23 protein-coding genes are annotated in these 21261 nt (G+C 35.2%); 11 read left to right on the top strand and 12 right to left on the bottom strand.

What is annotated here, in order from left to right; all coding sequences use genetic code 11:
• Positions 1-200: 200 nt before the first annotated feature.
• A complete protein-coding gene (locus NKR74_RS15120) occupies positions 201-1106 on the bottom strand; it encodes a DMT family transporter (RefSeq protein WP_253630124.1) in 906 nt (301 codons plus the stop codon).
• A gap of 110 nt (positions 1107-1216) precedes the next feature.
• On the opposite strand from NKR74_RS15120, the gene pdxR reads away from it, so the two are divergent.
• Positions 1217-2608, top strand: coding sequence for a MocR-like pyridoxine biosynthesis transcription factor PdxR (pdxR, locus tag NKR74_RS15115; RefSeq protein WP_253631167.1), 1392 nt, complete (start codon positions 1217-1219; stop codon positions 2606-2608).
• Between the two features lie 268 nt (positions 2609-2876).
• Here the strand turns inward: pdxR and NKR74_RS15110 are convergent, their stop codons facing one another.
• The gene (locus tag NKR74_RS15110) at positions 2877-3389 is read right to left on the bottom strand and encodes a methylated-DNA--[protein]-cysteine S-methyltransferase (RefSeq protein ID WP_253630123.1); all 513 of its coding nucleotides are present in this window, start codon (positions 3387-3389) and stop codon (positions 2877-2879) included.
• 1 nt (position 3390) lies between these two features.
• Entirely contained in the window at positions 3391-3945 is a 555-nt protein-coding gene (locus NKR74_RS15105) for a bifunctional transcriptional activator/DNA repair enzyme AdaA (RefSeq protein WP_253631166.1), read from the bottom strand.
• Positions 3946-4376: 431 nt separating this feature from the next.
• Here NKR74_RS15105 and NKR74_RS15100 point away from each other — a divergent pair, with 431 nt between their 5' ends.
• The 3 genes from NKR74_RS15100 (at position 4377) to NKR74_RS15090 (ending at position 6933) form a co-directional block, all read left to right on the top strand.
• Positions 4377-4682, top strand: a complete 306-nt coding sequence (locus NKR74_RS15100; RefSeq protein WP_098311221.1) for a hypothetical protein — start codon at positions 4377-4379, stop codon at positions 4680-4682.
• Between the two features lie 433 nt (positions 4683-5115).
• Positions 5116-5655: a DUF420 domain-containing protein gene (locus tag NKR74_RS15095; RefSeq protein WP_098311219.1), complete on the top strand. Its 540-nt coding sequence runs from the start codon at positions 5116-5118 to the stop codon at positions 5653-5655.
• 114 nt (positions 5656-5769) lie between these two features.
• Positions 5770-6933, top strand: a complete 1164-nt coding sequence (locus tag NKR74_RS15090; RefSeq protein WP_253630122.1) for an iron-containing alcohol dehydrogenase — start codon at positions 5770-5772, stop codon at positions 6931-6933.
• 320 nt (positions 6934-7253) lie between these two features.
• Here NKR74_RS15090 and NKR74_RS15085 read toward each other — a convergent pair whose 3' ends face one another.
• Complete coding sequence (locus NKR74_RS15085) at positions 7254-7496, bottom strand: hypothetical protein (RefSeq protein WP_098311217.1); 243 nt, start codon at positions 7494-7496, stop codon at positions 7254-7256.
• A gap of 194 nt (positions 7497-7690) precedes the next feature.
• On the opposite strand from NKR74_RS15085, the gene miaA reads away from it, so the two are divergent.
• Both miaA and hfq read left to right on the top strand, forming a co-directional pair.
• Positions 7691-8641 carry a tRNA (adenosine(37)-N6)-dimethylallyltransferase MiaA gene (miaA, locus tag NKR74_RS15080; protein WP_098311216.1) on the top strand — a complete coding sequence of 317 codons (951 nt, stop codon included), beginning with the start codon at positions 7691-7693 and terminating at the stop codon, positions 8639-8641.
• A gap of 25 nt (positions 8642-8666) precedes the next feature.
• Positions 8667-8891 carry an RNA chaperone Hfq gene (gene hfq, locus NKR74_RS15075; protein ID WP_000813896.1) on the top strand — a complete coding sequence of 75 codons (225 nt, stop codon included), beginning with the start codon at positions 8667-8669 and terminating at the stop codon, positions 8889-8891.
• A gap of 374 nt (positions 8892-9265) precedes the next feature.
• Here the strand turns inward: hfq and NKR74_RS15070 are convergent, their stop codons facing one another.
• Together NKR74_RS15070 and NKR74_RS15065 are read right to left on the bottom strand one after the other, a co-directional pair.
• Positions 9266-10246, bottom strand: coding sequence for a collagen-like repeat preface domain-containing protein (locus NKR74_RS15070; protein WP_253630121.1), 981 nt, complete (start codon positions 10244-10246; stop codon positions 9266-9268).
• A 114-nt stretch (positions 10247-10360) separates the two neighbouring features.
• Positions 10361-11323, bottom strand: coding sequence for a tyrosine-type recombinase/integrase (locus NKR74_RS15065; protein WP_253630120.1), 963 nt, complete (start codon positions 11321-11323; stop codon positions 10361-10363).
• Positions 11324-11442: 119 nt separating this feature from the next.
• Between NKR74_RS15065 and spoVK the strand changes: the two genes are divergently transcribed.
• Entirely contained in the window at positions 11443-12399 is a 957-nt protein-coding gene (gene spoVK, locus NKR74_RS15060; RefSeq protein WP_098311111.1) for a stage V sporulation protein K, read from the top strand.
• 74 nt (positions 12400-12473) lie between these two features.
• On the opposite strand, the gene NKR74_RS23970 is transcribed toward spoVK, so the two are convergent.
• The 3 genes from NKR74_RS23970 to NKR74_RS15050 all read right to left on the bottom strand — a co-directional run bounded on the left by NKR74_RS23970 (position 12474) and on the right by NKR74_RS15050 (position 13718).
• Entirely contained in the window at positions 12474-12608 is a 135-nt protein-coding gene (locus NKR74_RS23970; protein WP_255258187.1) for a hypothetical protein, read from the bottom strand.
• A gap of 12 nt (positions 12609-12620) precedes the next feature.
• Positions 12621-12758 carry a hypothetical protein gene (locus tag NKR74_RS15055; RefSeq protein ID WP_176524747.1) on the bottom strand — a complete coding sequence of 46 codons (138 nt, stop codon included), beginning with the start codon at positions 12756-12758 and terminating at the stop codon, positions 12621-12623.
• Positions 12759-13085: 327 nt separating this feature from the next.
• Positions 13086-13718: a trimeric intracellular cation channel family protein gene (locus tag NKR74_RS15050; protein WP_098311110.1), complete on the bottom strand. Its 633-nt coding sequence runs from the start codon at positions 13716-13718 to the stop codon at positions 13086-13088.
• A gap of 91 nt (positions 13719-13809) precedes the next feature.
• Between NKR74_RS15050 and hflX the strand changes: the two genes are divergently transcribed.
• The 4 genes from hflX (at position 13810) to glnA (ending at position 18298) form a co-directional block, all read left to right on the top strand.
• Entirely contained in the window at positions 13810-15087 is a 1278-nt protein-coding gene (gene hflX / locus NKR74_RS15045; protein ID WP_141525103.1) for a GTPase HflX, read from the top strand.
• Positions 15080-16351, top strand: coding sequence for a methionine gamma-lyase family protein (locus tag NKR74_RS15040; RefSeq protein WP_253630119.1), 1272 nt, complete (start codon positions 15080-15082; stop codon positions 16349-16351). Before hflX ends, NKR74_RS15040 begins: the two co-directional genes overlap by 8 nt.
• Positions 16352-16573: 222 nt before the next feature.
• Positions 16574-16915 (top strand): MerR family transcriptional regulator, encoded by a 342-nt coding sequence (locus NKR74_RS15035; protein ID WP_098311113.1) that lies wholly within the window; start codon positions 16574-16576, stop codon positions 16913-16915.
• A 48-nt stretch (positions 16916-16963) separates the two neighbouring features.
• Positions 16964-18298: a type I glutamate--ammonia ligase gene (glnA, locus tag NKR74_RS15030; protein ID WP_098311107.1), complete on the top strand. Its 1335-nt coding sequence runs from the start codon at positions 16964-16966 to the stop codon at positions 18296-18298.
• Between the two features lie 100 nt (positions 18299-18398).
• Here the strand turns inward: glnA and NKR74_RS15025 are convergent, their stop codons facing one another.
• The 3 genes from NKR74_RS15025 to NKR74_RS15015 form a co-directional block, all read right to left on the bottom strand.
• Entirely contained in the window at positions 18399-19505 is a 1107-nt protein-coding gene (locus NKR74_RS15025) for a site-specific integrase (RefSeq protein WP_253630118.1), read from the bottom strand.
• Complete coding sequence (locus NKR74_RS15020; protein ID WP_253630117.1) at positions 19502-19987, bottom strand: ImmA/IrrE family metallo-endopeptidase; 486 nt, start codon at positions 19985-19987, stop codon at positions 19502-19504. Before NKR74_RS15020 ends, NKR74_RS15025 begins: the two co-directional genes overlap by 4 nt.
• Before the next feature lie 132 nt (positions 19988-20119).
• Positions 20120-21025 carry a hypothetical protein gene (locus NKR74_RS15015; RefSeq protein WP_253630116.1) on the bottom strand — a complete coding sequence of 302 codons (906 nt, stop codon included), beginning with the start codon at positions 21023-21025 and terminating at the stop codon, positions 20120-20122.
• Positions 21026-21261: the final 236 nt, after the last annotated feature.

Below are 21261 nucleotides of genomic sequence, written 5' to 3'. Positions count from 1 at the left end.
GCCATCCTTTCTGTATATTTCTACAAAAAGAATAACGCTTTCTATGAATTATGGATATAAATTCCTCTTAGGTTGATAGTAATGTATGGTGACCCCTATAGTCTATATTCCATTTGTTTAAGTGTTCATGCATTCTTGGTCAACAATCTGAGAACCAAATAAATGAGCTCTATTTTCAAGTTCACAAGACTTATTCCTTCTTAATTAGCTCTTTTTAGAGATAATTTCGCATTTTGCTTTCGAGTTCCAAACCCTAATGCGATGGCAGCGCCAGTACAGCTAGAAAAGCAACCAGCAAACAAATACAATGATGGATCTGACTCACCGATTAAAACGGAAGCTATTCCTCCAATTACCGGGAAAAGTGCAACCATATAGCCACTTTGAGCTCCTCCAATTTTTTCTACAAGCTTCAAATAGAATAACCATGCTACAAATGAAGCAACCAGAGTTAAATATAGCAACACAGATAAGTATGAAAACGATGTTGGAAATATAAATTCTTGTCCTTGAAATAATACAATTACTCCCATCAATATACTGCCCACTGTAAATCCAATGGCATTTGCGTAGAGAGGATTCACCTTGTGACTTGCATTTCGTGCTGAGCTGGCATCACCTACTGCTGTAAGAAGCGTACCTAAGATCGCAACCATAATTCCTTTTATGTCATTGGACCCTTGAAAGTTGTTCAAATTCGGATAGATGAGAATACATACGCCTAATACACCCAAAATCCCCCCAAACAAAACGCGTGAATGTAACTTTTCTTTTAAAAAAATCCGGAGAGTAATCGGGGTCAAAATCACCTTTAATGAAAAAACCAATGTTACGATTGCTGCAGAACTCAAAACTGTGGCGTAATAAAGGCATAAGTAGCTTAATGCAAAGTTACATACACCAAAAACTATTACAAATGGGATATCTTTTCTTGTTGGCCTCCCTCTTGGTTGAAGGAACCAAACAAGAATCAAAAATAAAAAGGCTGTCATAACTAAACGATAAGTTAAGGATAATTCCAAGCTGACAGGAGTTCCTTGAATTTTTACTGCTATAAAGTTGAGTCCCCATACAATCAAACAAAATATGTACATAAATATTGTCATAAGTTATCTCCCAAATCAAAATTTTTTCTAAATTCATTATTCATTTATACTGTCATTTCTAAAAGGTACAGTTTACAATAAACACAAATGACAGATGAGGTATTTCAATGATGAATGAACTAATATTTAATATCAATCGAGAAAGTAACACTCCTATGTACCAACAAGTTTATCAATACATACGTACTCAGATTTTATCTGGTAAATTAGAAAGGAATACAAAGTTGCCATCGATTAGACAACTTGCTCTCCAATTAGAGGTCAGCAGAAACACAACTCAGGTAGCCTATGAACAATTGCAATCGGAAGGATATATTCGAAGTGAGAACAAAAAGGGGTTTTTTGTAGAGGCAACTATATCGGATGAGACGCTTAATTATGAACCCATTAGAGAACAGCATCATGAAAAAAATCAAACTGACATAAAAACTATTGACTTTAAGATCGGGACAGTGGATCAAGAGAACTTCCCTTTGAAAAAATGGAGAATGCTTACAAACAAAATCGTTAAAGACTCTAGCATGTTTTCATACGGAGAAAAACAAGGCGATATTAAATTAAGAAAGGTACTAGCAGATTACTTGTTTCAATCAAGAGGGGTTAATACTTCTGCTGAACAGATTATTATTGGCAGTAGCACACAACACTTGTTATTACTTTTGTCGCTGTTGCTAAAGCAAGACTATCATTATTTGGCAGTAGAAGACCCTGGATATGATGTGGCAAGGGAACTATTTGCTCTGCAGTCATTTATCATTGATCCGATCCCGGTAAAAGAACAAGGCATCCAAGTCGATCGCCTTTTAAAGTCGCCTTCTAGACTTTTATATGTCACTCCTACTCACCACTTTCCATATGGAGTAGCTATCCCCGTCAATGAAAGATTAAAGTTAATTCAATGGGCGAAAAGGGTGGAAGGATATATTATTGAGGATGATTACGATAGTGAATTTCGATACATCCATCAACCTATACCGTCTCTTCAAAGTTTAGATTCTAATGATAGGGTGGTTTATTTAGGAACTTTTTCAAAAGCACTGCTACCTTCTATCCGTGTCAGTTATATGGTTTTACCTAGGAGGCTAGTAATTGAATATAAAAAGATACTCCCTTTTCTTGAGCAAACATCCTCATCTATTCATCAGAGAACACTGGCGACCTTTATGAATGAAGGATATTGGTACTCACACTTAAGGAAGATGAAAGCTTTGTATAAACGTAAAATGAATCTATTGAATAGTGAATTACTAAAACACTTTAAGAATTATGTTGAAATAAAAGGTGGTAGCTCCGGAATTTTCGTTATTATTGAAGTTAAAACAAAAATGAGTGAAAAAATGCTAATTGAAAGGGCATATGAACACGGAATTGCAGTTTATCCTTGCTCAAAATATTTCTCGAAATATGTACCACAATATCCGCATATTCAACTTGGATTGGGTAATTTATGTGAAGAAAAGATAATAAAAGGAGTATCTCAACTAGCAAAAATTTGGTTGTAATCTTGATTTTCTCCCTAAAAAAGTTTTTTCGTTTCTCCTATTAGGGGTAGCACCACATCGCTATCAAGCTAAGATTTTAAAGTACCCCCTAAACGAAAATTTTTTGTTTTTTATAGCACCGAAGTTCATTTTTATCGTTTTGGGACAACCTGTTCTGTTAGGTTGATAGGCATGTGGCGAGACCCCTAATACAAATTTGAAAATATTCGGGTTTTTATACTTATATAATACGGGTATCTCTTTTATTGGTATTTTTATCATTTTTCATTTACTTTTCAAGCATTAGTAGCTGCTTCTTCATTTCTAAGCCACCTCTAAATCCAGTTAATTTTCCATTCTTTCCAATGACGCGGTGACAAGGAATTACAATTAAAACGGGATTAGTTCCGATTGCGGTACCTACTGCACGTACTGATTTTGGTTTTTGGATTAACTCTGCAATATCCGAATATGAATAAGTTTGTCCATAAGGAATGTCACATAATGCATTCCAAACTGTTAATTGGAATGGTGTTCCGATAATATGAACAGGACATGAAAAAGTCTTGCGTTGTCCCTTAAAATACTCTATTAATTCATCAACATATGGTTGTGATTTTTGGTCGTCTTGTACCAAAGTATACTGCGGTAATCGTTTATTAACCCAATTTGATAACTCTTCAAAAGATTGATTTTGAGAGCCTATATAACATAGTCCTTTTGATGTCGCTGCAATATACATACTCCATTTTCCATAAACAAATGATGTCCAATAGATTGTTTGATTTGTTTTTGATGTCATTTTATTTCACCTCTTTTGTGCGATTCATTCTTCGATAATCTGTAGGTGTATATCCTGTTTTCTTTTTAAATAGGGTTGCAAAATGTGCGGTATTCGGTATACCTACAGCAAAACTGATCTCCATAATTGTATGATTCGTATGAGTAAGGTATTGCATAGCTTTGGAAATACGTGTTTGTTGTATATATTCAATTGGAGTTATTCCTTTAATCTTCTTAAATGTGCGCTGTAAATGATAAGGGCTACCGTGACATGTATTTGCTAGTATTATAAGCGTTAATTTTTCGCAGTAATGGTTATCAATGTATTCCGTAATTTGCGCTATCCAGTCTTCTTCAGGTAGCCTTAGTCTATTTGGCTTACATCGTTTACAAGGACGAAACTTTTCTGAGAGAGCTTGCTGTGCATTAAGAAAAATTCGTACATTGTTTCTGTTAGGTACGCGAGACTTGCAAGACGGGCGACAAAAAATACCTGTTGTTTTTACAGCGTAATAAAATTTGTCATCATATGATGGATTATTGTGTACAATCGCTTGCCATCTTTCATCTGTCATTAAATCTTGATACTTGGGAGTTTCTCTTTGAATATTTTCATGGCGTGTTGATCTTTCGCTTTTCATATAACCACCTCTGAAATCAGTATATCCTGAATGGGGTACGTATGTACGGATTTATGAATGTAAGAGCAAGATTACAAAGATGAAATATAAAATGTTATTCGAAGAAAAAAGATGTATGAGTAATAGTGATTTTTCTTATTATTGAAATTTTACAATTATAATCAAAATAATCGTCTTCTAGGCTTATATGTGTAATGTAATAAGGAAAGTGAAGGAAATGAATTTCAATATTGACTAAGTGGAGATCAAGCGATTAGGGGATACCATTATATGTAATCCCTATTGTCATGGTGAATATAAAATATTTTTCTTGACTTTTTATACGAACACGAGGAAAATAGGGAAAAAAGAAGGGAGGGGTAACGTTGGAGGAATATGTGCTAGATATATATAATTTTTTGAGTACAACTGATTGGGAAGATATCATTTCAATTGTAAGTATTTTATTATGTATCCAATTCGTCTTTTTATATGCGCGAATGAATGGCGCTGATTTTTCTTTAACGTCCCCATCCGACGTACAAGGGAAAATATCTCTAAAACAGACAAATATAAAGCATGTATATTTCCCTTTAATTATTATATTCTTTATTCGTTACATTACTGCTGTTGTAAAGAAAAAAGAAGGAGACGACCACTGTAATCCGATTTGTCATTTAGATTTTAAATGAATGATAAAAGGAGGAGATTCGTATGTGGATTCGTTTTCTATTAATTGGATTCTTTTCATTAACAGCAATTTCTCTTATAAGCTATCAATTAATTGAGATGTTTCAAGCATATAGCGATATGTTTTTAAATAAAAACTAAAAAAGACATTATAATTTGAAATTTTTAGTGTGAAACGATACAATCCTTCTTAAGTGGTAAAAGACTTAAGGAGGATTTTTTATTTTTATCCTGCATTTGTAGATAGTAGGTCCCTTGTCTTAAGGGTTTGAGAAAACGAAAAATATAGGTGAAGATAACTACTTGTATTCGTTTGATTGATGAAAGCTTCACTTTATATAATTATTTCAAACATTTGTCACATTTACACTGTTGATAATATGTTAAAATAATGAAGTTACTATATACTTTAAGAAGAATGAGGGAGTGAACAATTTGACTGATCGTTCTGTTAAACAGAAGAGCTATGCTCCTGTTGTAATAACGCTTTCTGTGGTCGTCAATGCAATTATTTTGTTCTTATTTTTTGGACCGATTGGTTACAAAGGAGAAGTACATTTTGATGTGAAAATTTTGCCGATGTTAAATGCGATTTTTAATAGCTTTACATTTGTGTTTTTAATCGCAGCATTGTATTCAATTATTAAAAAGAATGTAAATCTACATAAGGGATTTATTCTTGCAGCATTTACAACAACATTGTTATTTTGTGTTTCGTATTTAACGTATCATTATTTAGCACCAGCAACGCATTTTGGCGGAGAAGGAATCATTAAATATGTATATTTCTTTATTTTAATTACACATATTTTCCTTGCTGCTATTATTGTACCGCTTGCATTATTTTCTTTAGTATTCGGATTTACAAATCAACTGACTCGCCATCGTAAAATTGTACGTTGGACGATGCCGATTTGGTTATATGTAAGTCTTTCTGGTGTTATTGTATACTTAATGATTTCACCTTATTATTAAAAGGGTCTCAGTTTTAACTGAGATTCTTTTTTTGTATAAGCAAATATTTTTGTAAAAAGCTAAATATATGATATATAAAAGTATAGTTACTTTTTTAAAGGAAGGATGAAAAGTATGCAAAACTTTGTGTTTCGTAATCCAACAAAGCTTATTTTTGGAAAAGGTCAATTAGAGCAATTGAAAACAGAGGTGCCACAGTATGGGAAAAAAGTTTTACTCGTATATGGTGGTGGAAGTATTAAACAAAATGGAATTTATAATAACGTGATATCTATGCTAAAAGAAATGAATGCCGAAATTTTTGAGTTAAGTGGTGTCGAACCCAATCCACGTTTATCAACAGTACATAAAGGTATTCAAATTTGTAAAGAAAATGATATCGAGTTTATATTAGCTGTGGGTGGTGGCAGTGTAATAGACTGTACAAAAGCTATTGCGGCTGGCAGCAAATATGATGGAGATGCATGGGATCTTGTTACGAAAAAAGTTATTGCAACAGAAGCATTGCCTTTTGGGACAGTGTTAACTCTTGCGGCAACAGGTTCTGAAATGAATGCAGGGTCTGTTATTACAAATTGGGAAACAAACGAAAAGTATGGCTGGGGTAGTCCAGTGACATTCCCGCAATTTTCTATTTTAGATCCGAATCACACAATCTCTGTACCGCGTAATCAAACAATTTACGGTATCGTTGATATTATGTCGCACGTACTAGAGCAATATTTTCACCAAGGTACCAATACAGTGCTGCAAGATCGATACTGTGAATCTATTTTACAAACGGTTATTGAGACAGCGCCGAAGTTACTGCACGATTTAGAAAGTTATGAGCACCGTGAGACTATTTTATATTGCGGTACAATGGCGTTAAATGGTATTTTAGCGATGGGTGTACGCGGAGATTGGGCAACGCATAATATTGAGCATGCTGTTTCAGCAGTGTATGATATTCCGCATGGCGGCGGCTTAGCAATTTTATTCCCAAATTGGATGAAACATGTTTTACATGAAAACGTAGATCGTTTTAAACAATTTGCAATTCGAGTATTTCATGTTCAAACAGAAGGTAAAACTGATGTTGATATAGCGTTAGAAGGTATTGAAGCATTACGTCAATTTTGGACATCTATCGGAGCACCAGCTCGTTTAGCGGATTACGAGATTGCTGAAAATCAAATTGATGTCATGGCTGAAAAAGCAATGGTATACGGTGAGTTTGGACAGTTTAAAAAGTTGAACAAGCAGGATGTTTTAGATATTTATCATGCATCGTTATAAACAAACAAAAAACACTTCTTTTGAGAGGTGTTTTTTGTTTGTTAATTTTCCTACCAAGATATGTTTGCGTTGGTAGAAAGCGCACTGACAACTGTTACGGAAGCGCTTATTGTAATAGAAATAGCCTAATAATGAAGATTTATTAATATCAAATTAAAGATGGATGAAAAAACGGAAATTAGCGGAGAGAAACCTTTTGTTGAGAGCATTATTGTAAGTTATGCGTATGAAGTGGCAGAAGGGTACAAGATGAACCTAAAAGCCTCTTAAAAACTGTCGTGGACGAATTCTTAAACAATTAGATCAAGCTGGAAGATTATTTAGAATGGATATATTGTTCGGCCTGTCAAGATGTTATATGCGGTGTAAAACTGTGTTTGTATATATTCAGTCGTTTTTATATCTGTTTCTTCAGCTGTAAGTATTGGATGAAACGAACGCAGTAAACAGCTTAGTGCAAAGTATAATTCTTCCTGAGAGCAATTTTTTTCTTTTGTTGCTGTTGCTAAAATTAAATCTTCTAGTAACGAGCGAAAATCAATAGTAGCTTGTCCAACTTTCATAGTATCATCTCCGTTTTCGTTTTTAACATGTATATGAAGTGGTTGGACAAAACATGCAAAATAGATTATATTTTTTAACAAGTGTATATAATTTCAATTACCGTAATGGGATAACTTGCATTTTGACTGTTAAAATTGGTAAGATTGGGTATAATAATCAGATGGATAACTTTACATAAAGAGAGTTGAAGTGTATGGGAGAAGAAAAACGGGACAAAGTTATTGTTATTATTGGACCAACTGCAGTTGGAAAGACAAAGCTTAGCATTGAACTGGCAAAAGCGTTAAATGGAGAAATTATTAGTGGCGATTCAATGCAGATCTATCGTAATATGGATATAGGTACGGCGAAAGTTACGGAAGAAGAAATGGATGGAATCCCGCATTATATGATTGATATAAAAAATCCAGAAGATCCATTTTCCGTTGCTGAGTTTCAAGAACTTGTGCGCGGTCATATAGCAGATATTACAAAACGTGGTAAACTACCTATTATTGTTGGTGGAACAGGTTTATATATACAATCTGTGTTGTATGATTACCAGTTCTCTGATGAACCGGGAGATCATATGTACCGTAAACAGCTAGAACAAGAGGCGGAGGAATATGGTGTAGAGTATATACATAGGAAGCTAGAAGAGGTTGATCCGATAAGTGCAAAGCGTATTCATCCAAACAATGTGAGACGTGTGATTCGTGCTTTAGAAATTTTTCATACAACAGGGAAGACAATGAGCGATCAATTAGAACAACAGGAAAATGAGTTGCTATATGATGTTGCTTTAATTGGTTTAACAATGGATCGAGATTTATTATATAGTCGCATTAATTTACGTGTAGATATTATGATGGAGCAAGGCTTATTAGCTGAAGTTGAGCGTTTGTATGAAGAAGGAGTTCGTAATTGTCAGTCTATTCAAGCGATTGGTTATAAAGAACTGTATGAGTATTTTGAAGGGAAAACTTCGTTAGAAGAAGCTGTGATGGCTTTGAAAACAAATTCACGTCGCTATGCAAAACGGCAGTTAACTTGGTTCCGTAATAAAATGGATGTTAATTGGTTTGACGTTACAAGCGGTGAAAAAAACATAGAAATTTTAGAGTATATAGAAGGAAAGCAACAACTTAAGTCGAATAATAAGTAAGTAGAGAAAAAGAGGAGGATTCGACATGAAGCAATCAATCAATATTCAAGATCAATTTTTAAACCAACTCCGTAAAGAGAATACGTTTGTCACGCTGTACTTATTAAATGGTTTCCAACTTCGTGGTCTAATTAAAGGTTTCGATAATTTTACTGTACTGTTGGAAACGGAAGGTAAGCAACAGCTTATTTATAAGCATGCAATTTCTACATTTGTTCCACAAAAGAATGTTTCAATCGAATTAGAATAGTAAAGAATTGTACATAGCAAAAAGAGCGAATCATTCGCTCTTTTTTTATGCTCAAAATATACAGGAATCCTAATGCGAAATCTTTTAATGGATACATAAGATAGAGAGTCTAGCTGTTGTGTCATCTATTTCGATGATTGGGAATGGATCTTTTTGATTGAAAATTTATCCCGCCCGTAAAAGCCCGATTGGTTCAACTAACCATCAGTAGGGGGCTTCATCTCCTACTGATGGAAGTTTCACTTTATGTTGAAATGGATATTTTGAGCCGGCTTTACAGATTGTAAAGGTGTTGGCTTTTATTATACAGGTCGATGTTGAGGAATTAGATCCTGTTGGTCCTCGTTCCTTCGAAGTTTCTTATCTTCATGCCCTTATTTTCCTAAAAGTTCGAGTCCATTCTGAAGTCCGAGTTCTTCTGAAAGTTCCTGTTCGTCTAAAAGTTCGAGTCCATCCTGGAGTCCGAGTTCTTCTGAAAGTTCCTGTTCGTTTAAAAGTTCGAGTCCATCCTGGAGTCCGAGTTCTTCTGAAAGTTCCTGTTCGTCTAAAAGTTCGAGTCCATCCTGGAATCCGAGTTCTTCTGAAAGTTCCTGTTCGTCTAAAAGTTCGAGTCCATCCTGGAGTCCGAGTTCTTCTGAAAGTTCCTGTTCGTCTAAAAGTTCAAGTCCATCCTGGAGTCTGAGTTCTTCTGAAAGTTCCTGTTCGTCTAAAAGTTCAAGTCCATCCTGGAGACCGAGTTCTTCTGAAAGTTCCTGTTCGTCTAAAAGTTCAAGTCCATCCTGGAGTCTGAGTTCTTCTGAAAGTTCCTGTTCGTCTAAAAGTTCGAGTTTACCCTGGAGGTTGAGTTCGTCTAGAAGTTCATGGTTACCTTGAAATTGGCCATTCATTCCGATTGGCGTAATTTGTAGTAAAGTTATTTGTAATTCTTCTGTTTGCTCAATGATATTTTCGAATCCATGATGATTCATCATAGATAATTTTGTAATATGCAGTGAAAAGTTGAGTAAATTTTGTAATTCAATATATACTGTATTTGCTGCAAAAGGTTTCTCGTTCAAAATGGTAATTAAATTTTCGACAATCGCAATGCCAGTTTCTTGCTGTGTAAGTGTTAAGTTTAAACGTTTCAGCCCCCCTTTTAGTATTTCTAATATGTTTATAAGTTTCTTCATGTTAGATTGTGATGGGTTCGAAAATGCAGTTGGAATTATAGCAGTTAAGTCATTTAGTGTTTTTGAAAAAAGGTTGCCGTACGATTCTGGAGCAGGGGGGTAATGAACAGCTGGAAGTCGGTCAGATTGTTTTGGAAAATAAGGTTTTGAGATTTTTTTCTGATTGGCTTTAAAATAAGACATTGAAAGTCTCCTTCCTAATTGTGATAGTGAAAAACCTATCATAGTAGATGCAAGTAGCATATAAAAAGGAATAGGAGAACGAGCAGTTTCTATGAAAAATAACAAAAACGCCTATTATGAGGCGTTTTCTTTTTGCTTTGCATAGTTATAATATCTTTTTAATGAAATCTTTGATTTGAAACCAATTCGCTTCATAATTTCTTGTTCTGGAACATGGTTTTGGATGAGGCGTAAAATAAATGTATTTCGTAAATGTTGACCAGAAATTCCTTTTCGCAGCCCGGCGCGTGCTACTTCAAGCCGAATCATTTTTTGTACAGCAATTTCTGTTAATGCTTTTGGAGCGTCATTTTCGTATACCCAGCGGAATGTATTTCGGTTAAAATCAAAAGCTACAAATAATGGATCTGTGCTATGGTATTTTGGACGTACTGGTTCGGGAATTTTCTTGTAGTAATGATATAACTTTTTTTTATCTTCTTCTGTTAATGTAATGATTCGTTCTATTCCGGATACAGCTGGAATAGATAATGTATTATTTTCAAAATGAACGTGATGCATATTTAGTGAAACGAGCTCTTGTAGTGATAAACCGTAATCAAGCAAAATCATAATAATACATACGTTTCGATCCATGAGTAACGGACGTACAGGACGTTGTTTGTCTGAAAGCCCTTCTAAAGAAGTTAAAATATATTTTAAACGCTGTTCTTCTTGTGTTGAAATGAAATCTGCATCTCGTAATGCTCGATCTGGCTGTATAACAAGTTCCATATCTTTAAGTGGGCTAGGTAGGTTTAAAAAATCATACAGTCGATTTAAGACAATAAAAACACGGTGCATTGTTTTTTCGGAGTAATGACGTTTCATTTTTAAGTCTGAAAAATAATCTTCATAGTCTTTTGTACAAAGAGTCCCCCATATATTATTAGAAGAAATTTTTTTGTTCTTTTGTAACCAATGAACAAAATCTTCAATGTCATAGACGTATCGCTTAATAGTTGAAGGCTTCCGACCCTTGTTGAATAAATAAGCAGAGAAAGCTTGTACTGTATCATCAAGTTCTTTTGTTGTCATAGTCCCACCACCCTAGTTTTCTTACATTATACCAAAAATTTTCAGAAAAAGTTTATTTCTTGGGAAAGCGCAAATTTTGACAATAATCGTCAGTGAAATGATAAAGGTGAGGTGATTGTATGGAACAGTCGATGCGAAAGAAGAATAATAATCAAATTAACATTGTGCTAAATCACCGAAAGAAAATTTCTGTTTCTTCGCCAGAACAAAAGCCAAATCTTTCAAACGAAACTGTTACAAAACATGAAATGTTACAACGGATTGAAGAAGAAATGAGCAAGCTTGTTGGAATGCAGGAAATTAAAAAAATTATAAAGGAAATTTACGCATGGATTTATGTAAATAAAAAACGGCAAGAAATGGGGTTGAAATCAGAGAAACAAGTCCTTCATATGTTATTTAAAGGTAATCCAGGAACGGGGAAAACAACTGTTGCTAGAATGATTGGGAAATTATTGTTTGAAATGAATGTTTTATCAAAAGGGCATTTAGTTGAAGCGGAACGGGCGGACTTAGTTGGTGAATATATTGGGCATACTGCACAAAAAACACGTGATCTTATTCGAAAAGCAATGGGCGGGATTTTGTTTATTGATGAGGCCTATTCGCTTGCGCGTGGCGGTGAAAAAGATTTTGGAAAAGAAGCGATTGATACGCTCGTTAAACATATGGAAGATAAGCAGCATGCTTTTGTACTTATTTTAGCAGGGTACTCACGTGAGATGAACCATTTTCTATCACTAAATCCAGGGTTACAATCCCGTTTCCCTTTCATTATTGAATTTTCTGATTACACGGTCAATCAATTATTAGAAATTGGAAAACGTATGTACGATGAACGGGAGTATCAATTATCAAAAGAGGCAGAGTGGAATCTTCGTGATCATTTAAATGCGGTAAAATATTCATCGCATATTACTTCTTTTAGCAACGGACGTTATGTTCGTAATATTGTGGAAAAGTCCATTCGTACACAAGCGATGAGATTACTTCAGGAAGAAGCGTATGATAAATATGATTTAATTACGATTTCAAGTAGTGATTTAACACTTGAAGAAGAAACACACGGTTTATAAAGTGAAACTTTTACTGCTTAAAAGTAGCAGGATAAATTGCTTAAAATAAAACACGAAGCGTAACGCTTCGTGTTTTATTTTGTATTCTTTGTTTTTGCGCGTTGTTCTAATTTACTTTTTGGGCTTTGATCTGCTACATCTGATGCAATTCCTTGTGGGTTAACGCTACTGTGTTGTCCTCGGTTGCTTTTGTTATTTCCTTTTGCCATCCTATATCACTCCTATTCTTCTTTGACTTTTTGTTGGTACTCTCTATGATATTTCTCCATTTTTTTGCTTTTTTCGTAAGCTGAATTTAAATCATGTCCAGATTGATCTACGGAACTTCTTTGTGCACCTTTATTTACGTGTTTTGTCATTTATCTCACCTCTCTTTAAGAAATAGTATTTACGGATAGGTACAAAAAACATGCAATAAAGTACAACTTCTATTAGTGGCATTTTTTTGTCACTATTGATGGTCAGCACTTTTAATTAAGATTTCATCTCTGGTTAGAGCGAAGGGAAATAGAAAAACCCTTTACAGAAGTAAAGGGTTGATTTGTTATTTATCCGGCATTAACGGGCAGTAAGACCTCCACCTTAAGGATCAAAGAAAATAAAGAAGACAGGTGGAGATAACTGCTGATATGTGCCTGATAGGTTCAATTAATGATCAGTGGGGAATGGAAGATCCTCCTCACTGATTAAAGTTTCACTTTATCATTGAAATGTTCTATCTTTTCTACACTGCGATGTGGCAGATGCCATTTGTAATGAATAGAAATCATACGGAAACATACGATAAGAACGAATAAAACGTATAATGCCCAGTCACTCGTAACGATTTTAGCTCCAATTAAAAAACCAGCTAAAATCGTCCAAAATGCATAAACCTCAGCTCGTAGTACGAGCGGTTTACGACGTGCCAATAAATCACGGATAATACCGCCGCCAATTCCTGTTAACACAGCTGCAACAATCGTTGCACTGATTGGTAAGTTTAGTTTTTGTGCATATAATGCACCTTGAATTGCGAAAGCGGATAAACCGATTGCATCAGTGATATTTTCCCAGCGTTTCCAATGTTTGATAAGTTTGTTTGGGAATAAAAATATAATAGTCATTGATAAAATTGCAATTTCAAATAACATATCTTGTTTCCAAAACGCATCAATTGGATAACCGATTAATAAATTACGCAGTGCTCCTCCCCCGAATGCAGTTGCCATTCCTAAAATATAAACCCCAAAAATATCGTATTCTTCTTCCATCGCGATGATTGCTCCGCTTAAAGCGAAGGCAATTGTACCAATGATGCTAAATAAATCCCATGCCATGAAATTCTCCCTCACTAACTAGATGAAATGTTCTTACTCTGCTATTATATTAGAAGGTTTAATTTTCGAAAAGGATGAGTGAGCATATTTGATAGAAGAAAAAGAAAAAGTGATACTAGTTGGCTGTCAATTGCCGCAAGATGATGATGAACGTTTTGAACACTCGATGGAAGAATTAGCATCATTAGCGAAAACCGCACAAGCAGAAGTGTTGGTTTCAACGACGCAAAAGCGTTCTAAGTTTCATCCGGCAACGTATGTTGGGAAGGGGAAGTTAGAAGAACTTTCTCTACTTGTAGAAGAACTAGAACCAGATGTTGTTATTTTTAATAATGAATTAACACCGAGTCAAATTCGAAATTTATCAGCACAGTTAGACGCGAGAGTCATTGATCGTACACAGCTTATATTAGATATTTTTGCTCAGCGCGCGAAATCAAGAGAAGGTAAATTACAAGTGGAACTTGCGCAGCTTCAATATGCGTTGCCTCGTCTTGTGGGACAAGGACAAGCTTTATCTCGTCTTGGTGGCGGTATTGGTACAAGAGGTCCAGGGGAAACGAAGTTAGAAACGGATCGTCGTCATATTCGCTCTCGTATCGATGAGATTAAAAGGCAGCTTTCTGGTGTGGTAGAGCACCGCAAGAGATATCGTGAACGTCGTAAAGAAAATCAAGTCTTTCAAGTTTCTTTAGTTGGATACACAAACGCTGGGAAATCTACGTTGTTTAACAGATTAACGGCGGCTGATACATTCGAGGAAGATTTATTGTTTGCAACACTTGATCCGACGACGCGTAAAATGCAGTTGCCGTGTGGATATACAGTTTTATTAACAGATACAGTTGGATTTATTCAAGATTTACCAACATCGTTAGTTGCAGCGTTTCGTTCCACGCTAGAAGAAGTAAATGAAGCGGATGTTATTTTGCATGTTATCGATTCAGCTGATCCAAATTACATTGGGCATGAGGAGACAGTGAAAAAATTACTGCAAGATCTTGAGTTTGACCACATTCCAATTATTACAGTGTACAATAAAAAAGATAAGTTACATCCGAACTTCATCCCATTCCCAAAGAATGATTTTATTATGACGAGTGCTTTTGATGCGGCGGATTTAGAGAAATTAAAAAAAGTTGTAGAAATAGAAATGATGAAGCGGATGGATTCATATGAATTAAGGATTCCGGTAAGCGAAGGCAGATTGTTGACACTTTTAAGAACAGAAACAGTATTAACAGAAATGACGTTTCAAGAAGAGAAGCAAGTATACGAATGTACAGGGTATATTTTTGCTCATTCTCCGCTAAACGGACAGATCAATAGATATTCAGCCAGAAAAGGAGAAGAGAAAGAAGATGTTTAATCGATTGAAGAATGGGGAAAAGATTGCTCCAATTGTAAAAGAAGTTGAAATACAAATTGCAGACATACATAAACGCATTGATGAAGTAATTGAAAGTAATCAATTTCGTGTATTAGAAAGTTTTCGTAGTCATAAAATTAGTGACTCACACTTTATTCCGACAACAGGGTACGGCTATGATGATATCGGTCGTGATACGTTAGAAAAAGTGTATGCTGATGTGTTCGGGGCAGAAGCAGGTCTTGTACGGCCGCAAATTATTTCTGGAACTCACGCAATCTCTACAGCGTTGTTTGGGATTTTACGCCCTGGTGACGAATTGTTATATATAACTGGGAAGCCGTATGATACGTTAGAAGAAATTGTTGGTGTTCGTGGGAAAGGTGTTGGCTCATTTAAAGAGTATAACATCGGTTACCAGGCAGTTGCTTTAACAGAAGAGGGACGTGTTGATTTTTCTGCAGTGCAAGCGGCGATTCATGAAAATACAAAAATGATTGGAATTCAGCGTTCGAAGGGATATGCAACTCGCCCGTCATTTACAATTGCCGAAATTAAAGAAATGATTGCATTTGTAAAAGAAATTAAGCCTGATGTCGTTGTGTTCGTAGACAACTGTTACGGAGAATTTGTAGAAGAGCTTGAACCATGTCATGTCGGTGCGGATTTAATGGCGGGTTCACTTATTAAAAATCCAGGTGGCGGCATCGTGAAAACGGGCGGTTACATTGTTGGGAAAGAACAATATGTGGAAGCATGTGCATATCGTTTAACATCTCCAGGCATCGGAGCGGAGGCTGGTGCATCTTTATATAGTTTACAAGAGATGTATCAAGGATTTTTCTTAGCGCCTCATGTTGCTGGTCAAGCATTAAAAGGTGCAATCTTTACAGCGGCCTTTTTAGAACAGCTTGGTATGAATACATCGCCAACTTGGAATGCACCGCGAACAGATTTAATACAATCTGTTCAATTTGATGATAAAGAACGCATGATTGCATTTTGCCAAGCGATTCAATATGCATCACCAATCAATTCGCATTTTACGCCGTATCCGAATTATATGCCTGGATATGAAGATGATGTGATTATGGCTGCAGGTACATTTATTCAAGGTGCGAGTATTGAATTATCAGCAGATGGTCCAATTCGTCCGCCTTATGTTGCGTATGTACAGGGGGGCTTAACGTATTCGCATGTGAAGATTGCGATTTGTTCTGCTATTGATGCGCTTATTGAAAAAAATCTATTAGTAATTTCTTAAATGAAAGCTGCCAATTTTGGTAGCTTTTTTGTATATAAGTAGGTAATTGAGACATTTTAATAAGTGTGAAAAAATTTTTAAAAAAATCATGTAAGAAAAGCTAACATCTGTTGACAGGATACATAACATAATATAAAATGAGAATCAAGTTAAGGCGAAGGAGGAACTGAAGTGACACAACATGATCGACGTTCTGCCCCGCTGTTTCCAATAAGTATAGTTATGGATTTAACACAATTATCTGCGCGTCAAATTCGTTATTATGAAGAACATAAATTGATTTCCCCAACCCGTACAAAAGGAAATCGTAGATTATTTTCATTTAACGATGTAGATAAATTGTTAGAGATTAAAGATTTGTTAGATCAAGGTTTAAACATGGCTGGTATTAAGCAAGTACTACAAATGAAGGAAAATCAATCAGAAGTGATACAAGTAAGAGAAGAAGTGAAAGAAATTTCGAAATCTGAGCTTCGTAAAATTCTTCGAGATGAACTGCAACATACAGGCAGGTTTAATCGAACGTCTTTACGACAAGGTGATATTTCAAGGTTTTTCCATTGATGATTGATAATTTTCAAGATGTTTAGAGGGACTAAGGAGGAATTTAAAATGGCAAAGTACACAAAAGAAGATATTTTCCGCTTGGCGAAAGAAGAGAATGTAAAGTATATCCGTCTACAATTTACGGATCTTTTAGGAAGTATTAAAAACGTAGAAATTCCAGTTAGTCAGTTAACAAAAGCTCTAGATAACAAAATGATGTTTGACGGATCTTCTATTGAAGGATTTGTTCGTATCGAAGAATCTGACATGTACTTATATCCAGACCTAGATACATGGGTAGTATTTCCATGGACTGCTGAAAAAGGAAAAGTAGCACGATTAATTTGTGATATTTACACTGCGGACGGTACACCGTTTGATGGTGACCCACGTAATAACTTAAAACGTATGTTAAAAGAAATGGAAGCACTAGGCTTCACTGATTTTAATCTTGGACCAGAGCCAGAGTTCTTCTTATTTAAAGTTGATGAAAAAGGAAATCCAACATTAGAATTAAATGATAACGGTGGATACTTCGACCTTGCACCAATGGATTTAGGAGAAAACTGCCGTCGTGATATCGTTCTTGAACTTGAAGAAATGGGCTTTGAAATCGAAGCATCTCACCATGAAGTTGCACCAGGGCAACACGAAATTGATTTCAAATATGCAAGTGCAATTAGAGCGTGTGACGATATTCAAACATTTAAACTTGTTGTAAAAACAATCGCACGTAAACACGGTTTACACGCAACATTCATGCCAAAACCGCTATTTGGTGTAAACGGTTCTGGTATGCACTGTAACTTATCACTATTCAAAAATGGTGAGAACGTATTCTATGATCAAAACGGTGATTTACAATTAAGTGACGATGCTCGCCACTTCATCGCAGGTATTTTGAAACACGCATCAAGCTTTACAGCGGTAACAAACCCAACTGTAAACTCTTACAAACGTTTAGTACCTGGATATGAAGCACCTTGTTACGTAGCATGGTCTGCACAAAACCGTAGCCCATTAATCCGTATCCCTGCATCTCGCGGTGTAAGTACACGTGTAGAAGTACGTAGCGTTGATCCAGCTGCAAACCCATACTTAGCAATGGCTGTATTATTAGCAGCAGGTCTTGACGGAATTAAAAATAAACTAGCGGTACCACCTGCAGTAGATCGCAATATTTATGTGATGACACCAGAAGAACGTGAACAAGCAGGTATCATTGACTTACCAGCTACATTAGCACAAGCATTAAATGAATTAAAATCAAATGAAATTATTTGCGGTGCATTAGGTGAACATTTACTTGAGCATTTCATCGAAGCAAAAGAAATTGAGTGGGATATGTTCCGCACACAAGTTCACCAATGGGAACGCGATCAATATATGACTCTTTACTAATATTTAAGAAATAAATGTCAACAAACGTTGATGTGACGCGGTTTCTGTGTAAGCAGAAACCGCGTTTTTTATATGTTTGCAAACGAATTGCAAACATTGGTTATCCGAAGATGCTTTTTCCGAAGTTTTTCACTGCTTCTTCTTGTACTCCGGGTAAAATATGAGAGTACTTGTTCAAGGTAATTAATACATCTTTATGACCTAAGCGTTCGGATACAATTTTTGGGTGTACACCTTGTTTCAGTAATAGTGTAGCGTGCGTATGACGTAAATCATGGAAGCGAATTACTTTTAATCCAGCTTTTTCGATATACGTTTTAAAGTTTACATGAAATTGCGAGCGAAACACTAAATTACCTAACTGGGAACAGACAACTAAATCAAAATTGTGATAAGCAGGGCCGGCTTTTAATTTTTCTTGTTTTACACGTAACTGATGTTTTTGCAAAGCGTCTAAAGTTCCATCATCAATCGGAATAAGCCGCTTAGAATTTTTAGTTTTTGTGTCTAAAATTAATTTGCAATCATGGGATAATGTTTGATTTATTGAAATGGTCTTATGTTTGAAATCAACGTCTTGCCATCTAAGCCCTAAAATTTCACCCATGCGCATACCAGTAGTGATTGCCAATACATAAGCAATGTGATATCGTGATTTTTGAGATGCTTGTATAAAATGTTTCACTTCTTCCTCATCCCACACTTGGAATGAGGTTTTTTCTTTTCTTGGGCTTTCTACCATTCTTGCAGGATTAAAAGGAATTAGCTTGAATTTCACTGCTTGATTCAAAGCTGTACTTAGAACTGTATGAACTAAATTAATCGTGTTTGCAGCCATACTTTCACTTAATTTACTATAGAATCTTTGAATGTGCATAGCGTTCAATTTTTCAAGCTTTATCTCACCTAAATGAGTGACTAAGTGATTTTTTATAATGCCCCTATACTCATCATAGGTGCTTTTCTTTACGTTAATCTTTTTTGCTTCAATCCATTCAATTAAAAAAGTTTTAACTGTAACTTTTGATGGCTCAACAAAAGTTCCTTCATTCAACTCGGTAATTTTTTTTGCAACATCAGCTTCCGCTTCTTTTTTTGTTCTATACCCAGAAAACCACTTTTGACGTCGTTTCCCCGTCTCTGGATCTGGCCCGATATCAATAACGATACAATATTTTGAACCTCTTTTTCGAATATGTCCTTTCATGCTGAATGCTCCCTCATTTGAATTTTGTTGTGAATATGTGCAAGGCGCTTCTTGCATAATTCTGGAGTTACTCCAAACATCTCAGACATATCAGCGACAATAGTGTCTTTTTCAAGACGAATATATTGTAACATGTGTGCTGGAATGGCAGCATACTTGGTAAAATGTACCGCATCCCATTCTTGTAGCTCGCGAAAAGCTGGAGGCATCATTCCTTGCATGCCAGCATGACGAAGCACATGACATAGTTCATGAAAAAATACTTCACGTTGTTTTTCTTTGCATAATCGAGAATCAATCACAATCATTTGCATGTAGTCATTCGTTATGTAGTATGATTCTACTGTTTCTTTTAAAAGTATGATATTGCATTGATGTGCGATTTTATCGATACATAAATCACTTGGTTTCCATATACCGAGATTTCGATAAAATGCAGTGATCCAATCTTCGAGTAGGGTAGTTTGATACGACCATCCCATGAACTTCACCTCATTGTTAAAAATAGGAACGTTTGTTCTTATTTTACTGCAAAAAGAAAAGCCCGTGAAGAGGGCTTTTGAAAAAACCGTTATTTTAATAAAAGCAATCTACTTTAGCGTCTTACTTCAAAATTATTGTACTGTAACAAACTTCTTAAAAAATTCCGCACGCTTTGCTTTATCATATACATACGGATCACTAAACTTTTTCTGCCAAGATTGGTCTTCTGGTTTTAAACTTTCAATTTTGAATCCAATGTATTTATTTAATGATTTTCGATCTAAGTTTATGCTGTATGTTTTCCCATCGAATGGGAGAGTCATTTTAAGTGCATTTAAGTCAGGGAATTGTCTTAGTAACCTAGCTGGTTCGCTTACAAACATTTTTTCAATAGCGTCTCCAGTTGCGAAATATTGTTTATATGTATCTTCTGTCACATTGGAGTCAGGATTTTGAGACTTATAAGATGCATAAGAATCATAAAATGTAATTTCAGCTTCATTATTAGTCATCTTTATGTCTTTAATAAATGATCCGCCTTTAATATTTTGCGCATAAGCAGAAAATTCTTCTTGCTTCTTTTGTTCTGCTAATTTCTTTTCCTCTTCCTGTTTTTGTTTTTCTTCTTGTTTTTTCTGCTCTTCCAGTTTCTTTTCTTCTTGTTTTTTCTGTTCCTCTAGTTGCTTTTCTTCCTCTTGTTTTTGTTTCTCGTCTTGTTTTTTCTGCTCTGCTAATTTCTTTTCTTCAGCTTTTTGTTTTTCCTCAGCCTTTCTTTTTTCTTCGGCATTTTTCTTCTCTTCTTCTTTTTGCTTTTCTTTTTCTTGTTGAGCTTCTAAGGCCTTTTGTTTGTCTTCAGGTGTCATTGACATATTGAATCCTACAATTGAGATAATAGAGACAATGAAAGCTATACCTGTATACTTTAAAAGTTTCTTTGCATTTTGCTTTTTTAAAAAACGAAACACAAATGATGTAATTAATAAAATTACGGTGGTTATAATTCCTAGTGCGAATAAAAGTGCAAAAAAAGTATTCATTTTCTATTACTCCTAATCTGAAAAATGTAATTTTGTAATGTTTATATAATTAAATGAAAACACGTAGTTAAAGCGTGTTTTCATTATAATTTGGCTGTGCGTATGATTAAGGTAGATGTGGAGTGCTGAATATATCCAATGTTACACATATCAACAATAATTATAGTCAATTAATAGTTCTAAAAAATTCCACCATACAAAGTGCATTTATTATTACTTATTTTTGAAAGGATAAA

Origin of the sequence: Bacillus sp. 3103sda1, assembly GCF_024159135.1 — a bacterium.
Taxonomy (GTDB): Bacteria; Bacillota; Bacilli; order Bacillales; family Bacillaceae_G; genus Bacillus_A; species Bacillus_A rhizoplanae.
This window is presented reverse-complemented; position numbering and strand designations above follow the sequence as displayed.

Excerpts from the sequence above, each read along its gene's own strand:
- NKR74_RS15120 (WP_253630124.1), bottom strand. The coding sequence starts at position 1,106 with ATGACAATATTTATGTACATATTTTGTTTGATTGTATGGGGACTCAAC.
- pdxR (WP_253631167.1), top strand. The coding sequence starts at position 1,217 with ATGAATGAACTAATATTTAATATCAATCGAGAAAGTAACACTCCTATG.
- NKR74_RS15110 (WP_253630123.1), bottom strand. The coding sequence starts at position 3,389 with ATGACATCAAAAACAAATCAAACAATCTATTGGACATCATTTGTTTAT.
- NKR74_RS15105 (WP_253631166.1), bottom strand. The coding sequence starts at position 3,945 with ATGACAGATGAAAGATGGCAAGCGATTGTACACAATAATCCATCATAT.
- NKR74_RS15090 (WP_253630122.1), top strand. The coding sequence starts at position 5,770 with ATGCAAAACTTTGTGTTTCGTAATCCAACAAAGCTTATTTTTGGAAAA.
- NKR74_RS15085 (WP_098311217.1), bottom strand. The coding sequence starts at position 7,496 with ATGAAAGTTGGACAAGCTACTATTGATTTTCGCTCGTTACTAGAAGAT.
- miaA (WP_098311216.1), top strand. The coding sequence starts at position 7,691 with ATGGGAGAAGAAAAACGGGACAAAGTTATTGTTATTATTGGACCAACT.
- hfq (WP_000813896.1), top strand. The coding sequence starts at position 8,667 with ATGAAGCAATCAATCAATATTCAAGATCAATTTTTAAACCAACTCCGT.
- NKR74_RS15070 (WP_253630121.1), bottom strand. The coding sequence starts at position 10,246 with ATGTCTTATTTTAAAGCCAATCAGAAAAAAATCTCAAAACCTTATTTT.
- NKR74_RS15065 (WP_253630120.1), bottom strand. The coding sequence starts at position 11,323 with ATGACAACAAAAGAACTTGATGATACAGTACAAGCTTTCTCTGCTTAT.
- spoVK (WP_098311111.1), top strand. The coding sequence starts at position 11,443 with ATGGAACAGTCGATGCGAAAGAAGAATAATAATCAAATTAACATTGTG.
- NKR74_RS23970 (WP_255258187.1), bottom strand. The coding sequence starts at position 12,608 with ATGGCAAAAGGAAATAACAAAAGCAACCGAGGACAACACAGTAGCGTT.
- NKR74_RS15055 (WP_176524747.1), bottom strand. The coding sequence starts at position 12,758 with ATGACAAAACACGTAAATAAAGGTGCACAAAGAAGTTCCGTAGATCAA.
- NKR74_RS15050 (WP_098311110.1), bottom strand. The coding sequence starts at position 13,718 with ATGGCATGGGATTTATTTAGCATCATTGGTACAATTGCCTTCGCTTTA.
- NKR74_RS15040 (WP_253630119.1), top strand. The coding sequence starts at position 15,080 with ATGTTTAATCGATTGAAGAATGGGGAAAAGATTGCTCCAATTGTAAAA.
- NKR74_RS15035 (WP_098311113.1), top strand. The coding sequence starts at position 16,574 with ATGGATTTAACACAATTATCTGCGCGTCAAATTCGTTATTATGAAGAA.
- glnA (WP_098311107.1), top strand. The coding sequence starts at position 16,964 with ATGGCAAAGTACACAAAAGAAGATATTTTCCGCTTGGCGAAAGAAGAG.
- NKR74_RS15025 (WP_253630118.1), bottom strand. The coding sequence starts at position 19,505 with ATGAAAGGACATATTCGAAAAAGAGGTTCAAAATATTGTATCGTTATT.
- NKR74_RS15020 (WP_253630117.1), bottom strand. The coding sequence starts at position 19,987 with ATGGGATGGTCGTATCAAACTACCCTACTCGAAGATTGGATCACTGCA.
- NKR74_RS15015 (WP_253630116.1), bottom strand. The coding sequence starts at position 21,025 with ATGAATACTTTTTTTGCACTTTTATTCGCACTAGGAATTATAACCACC.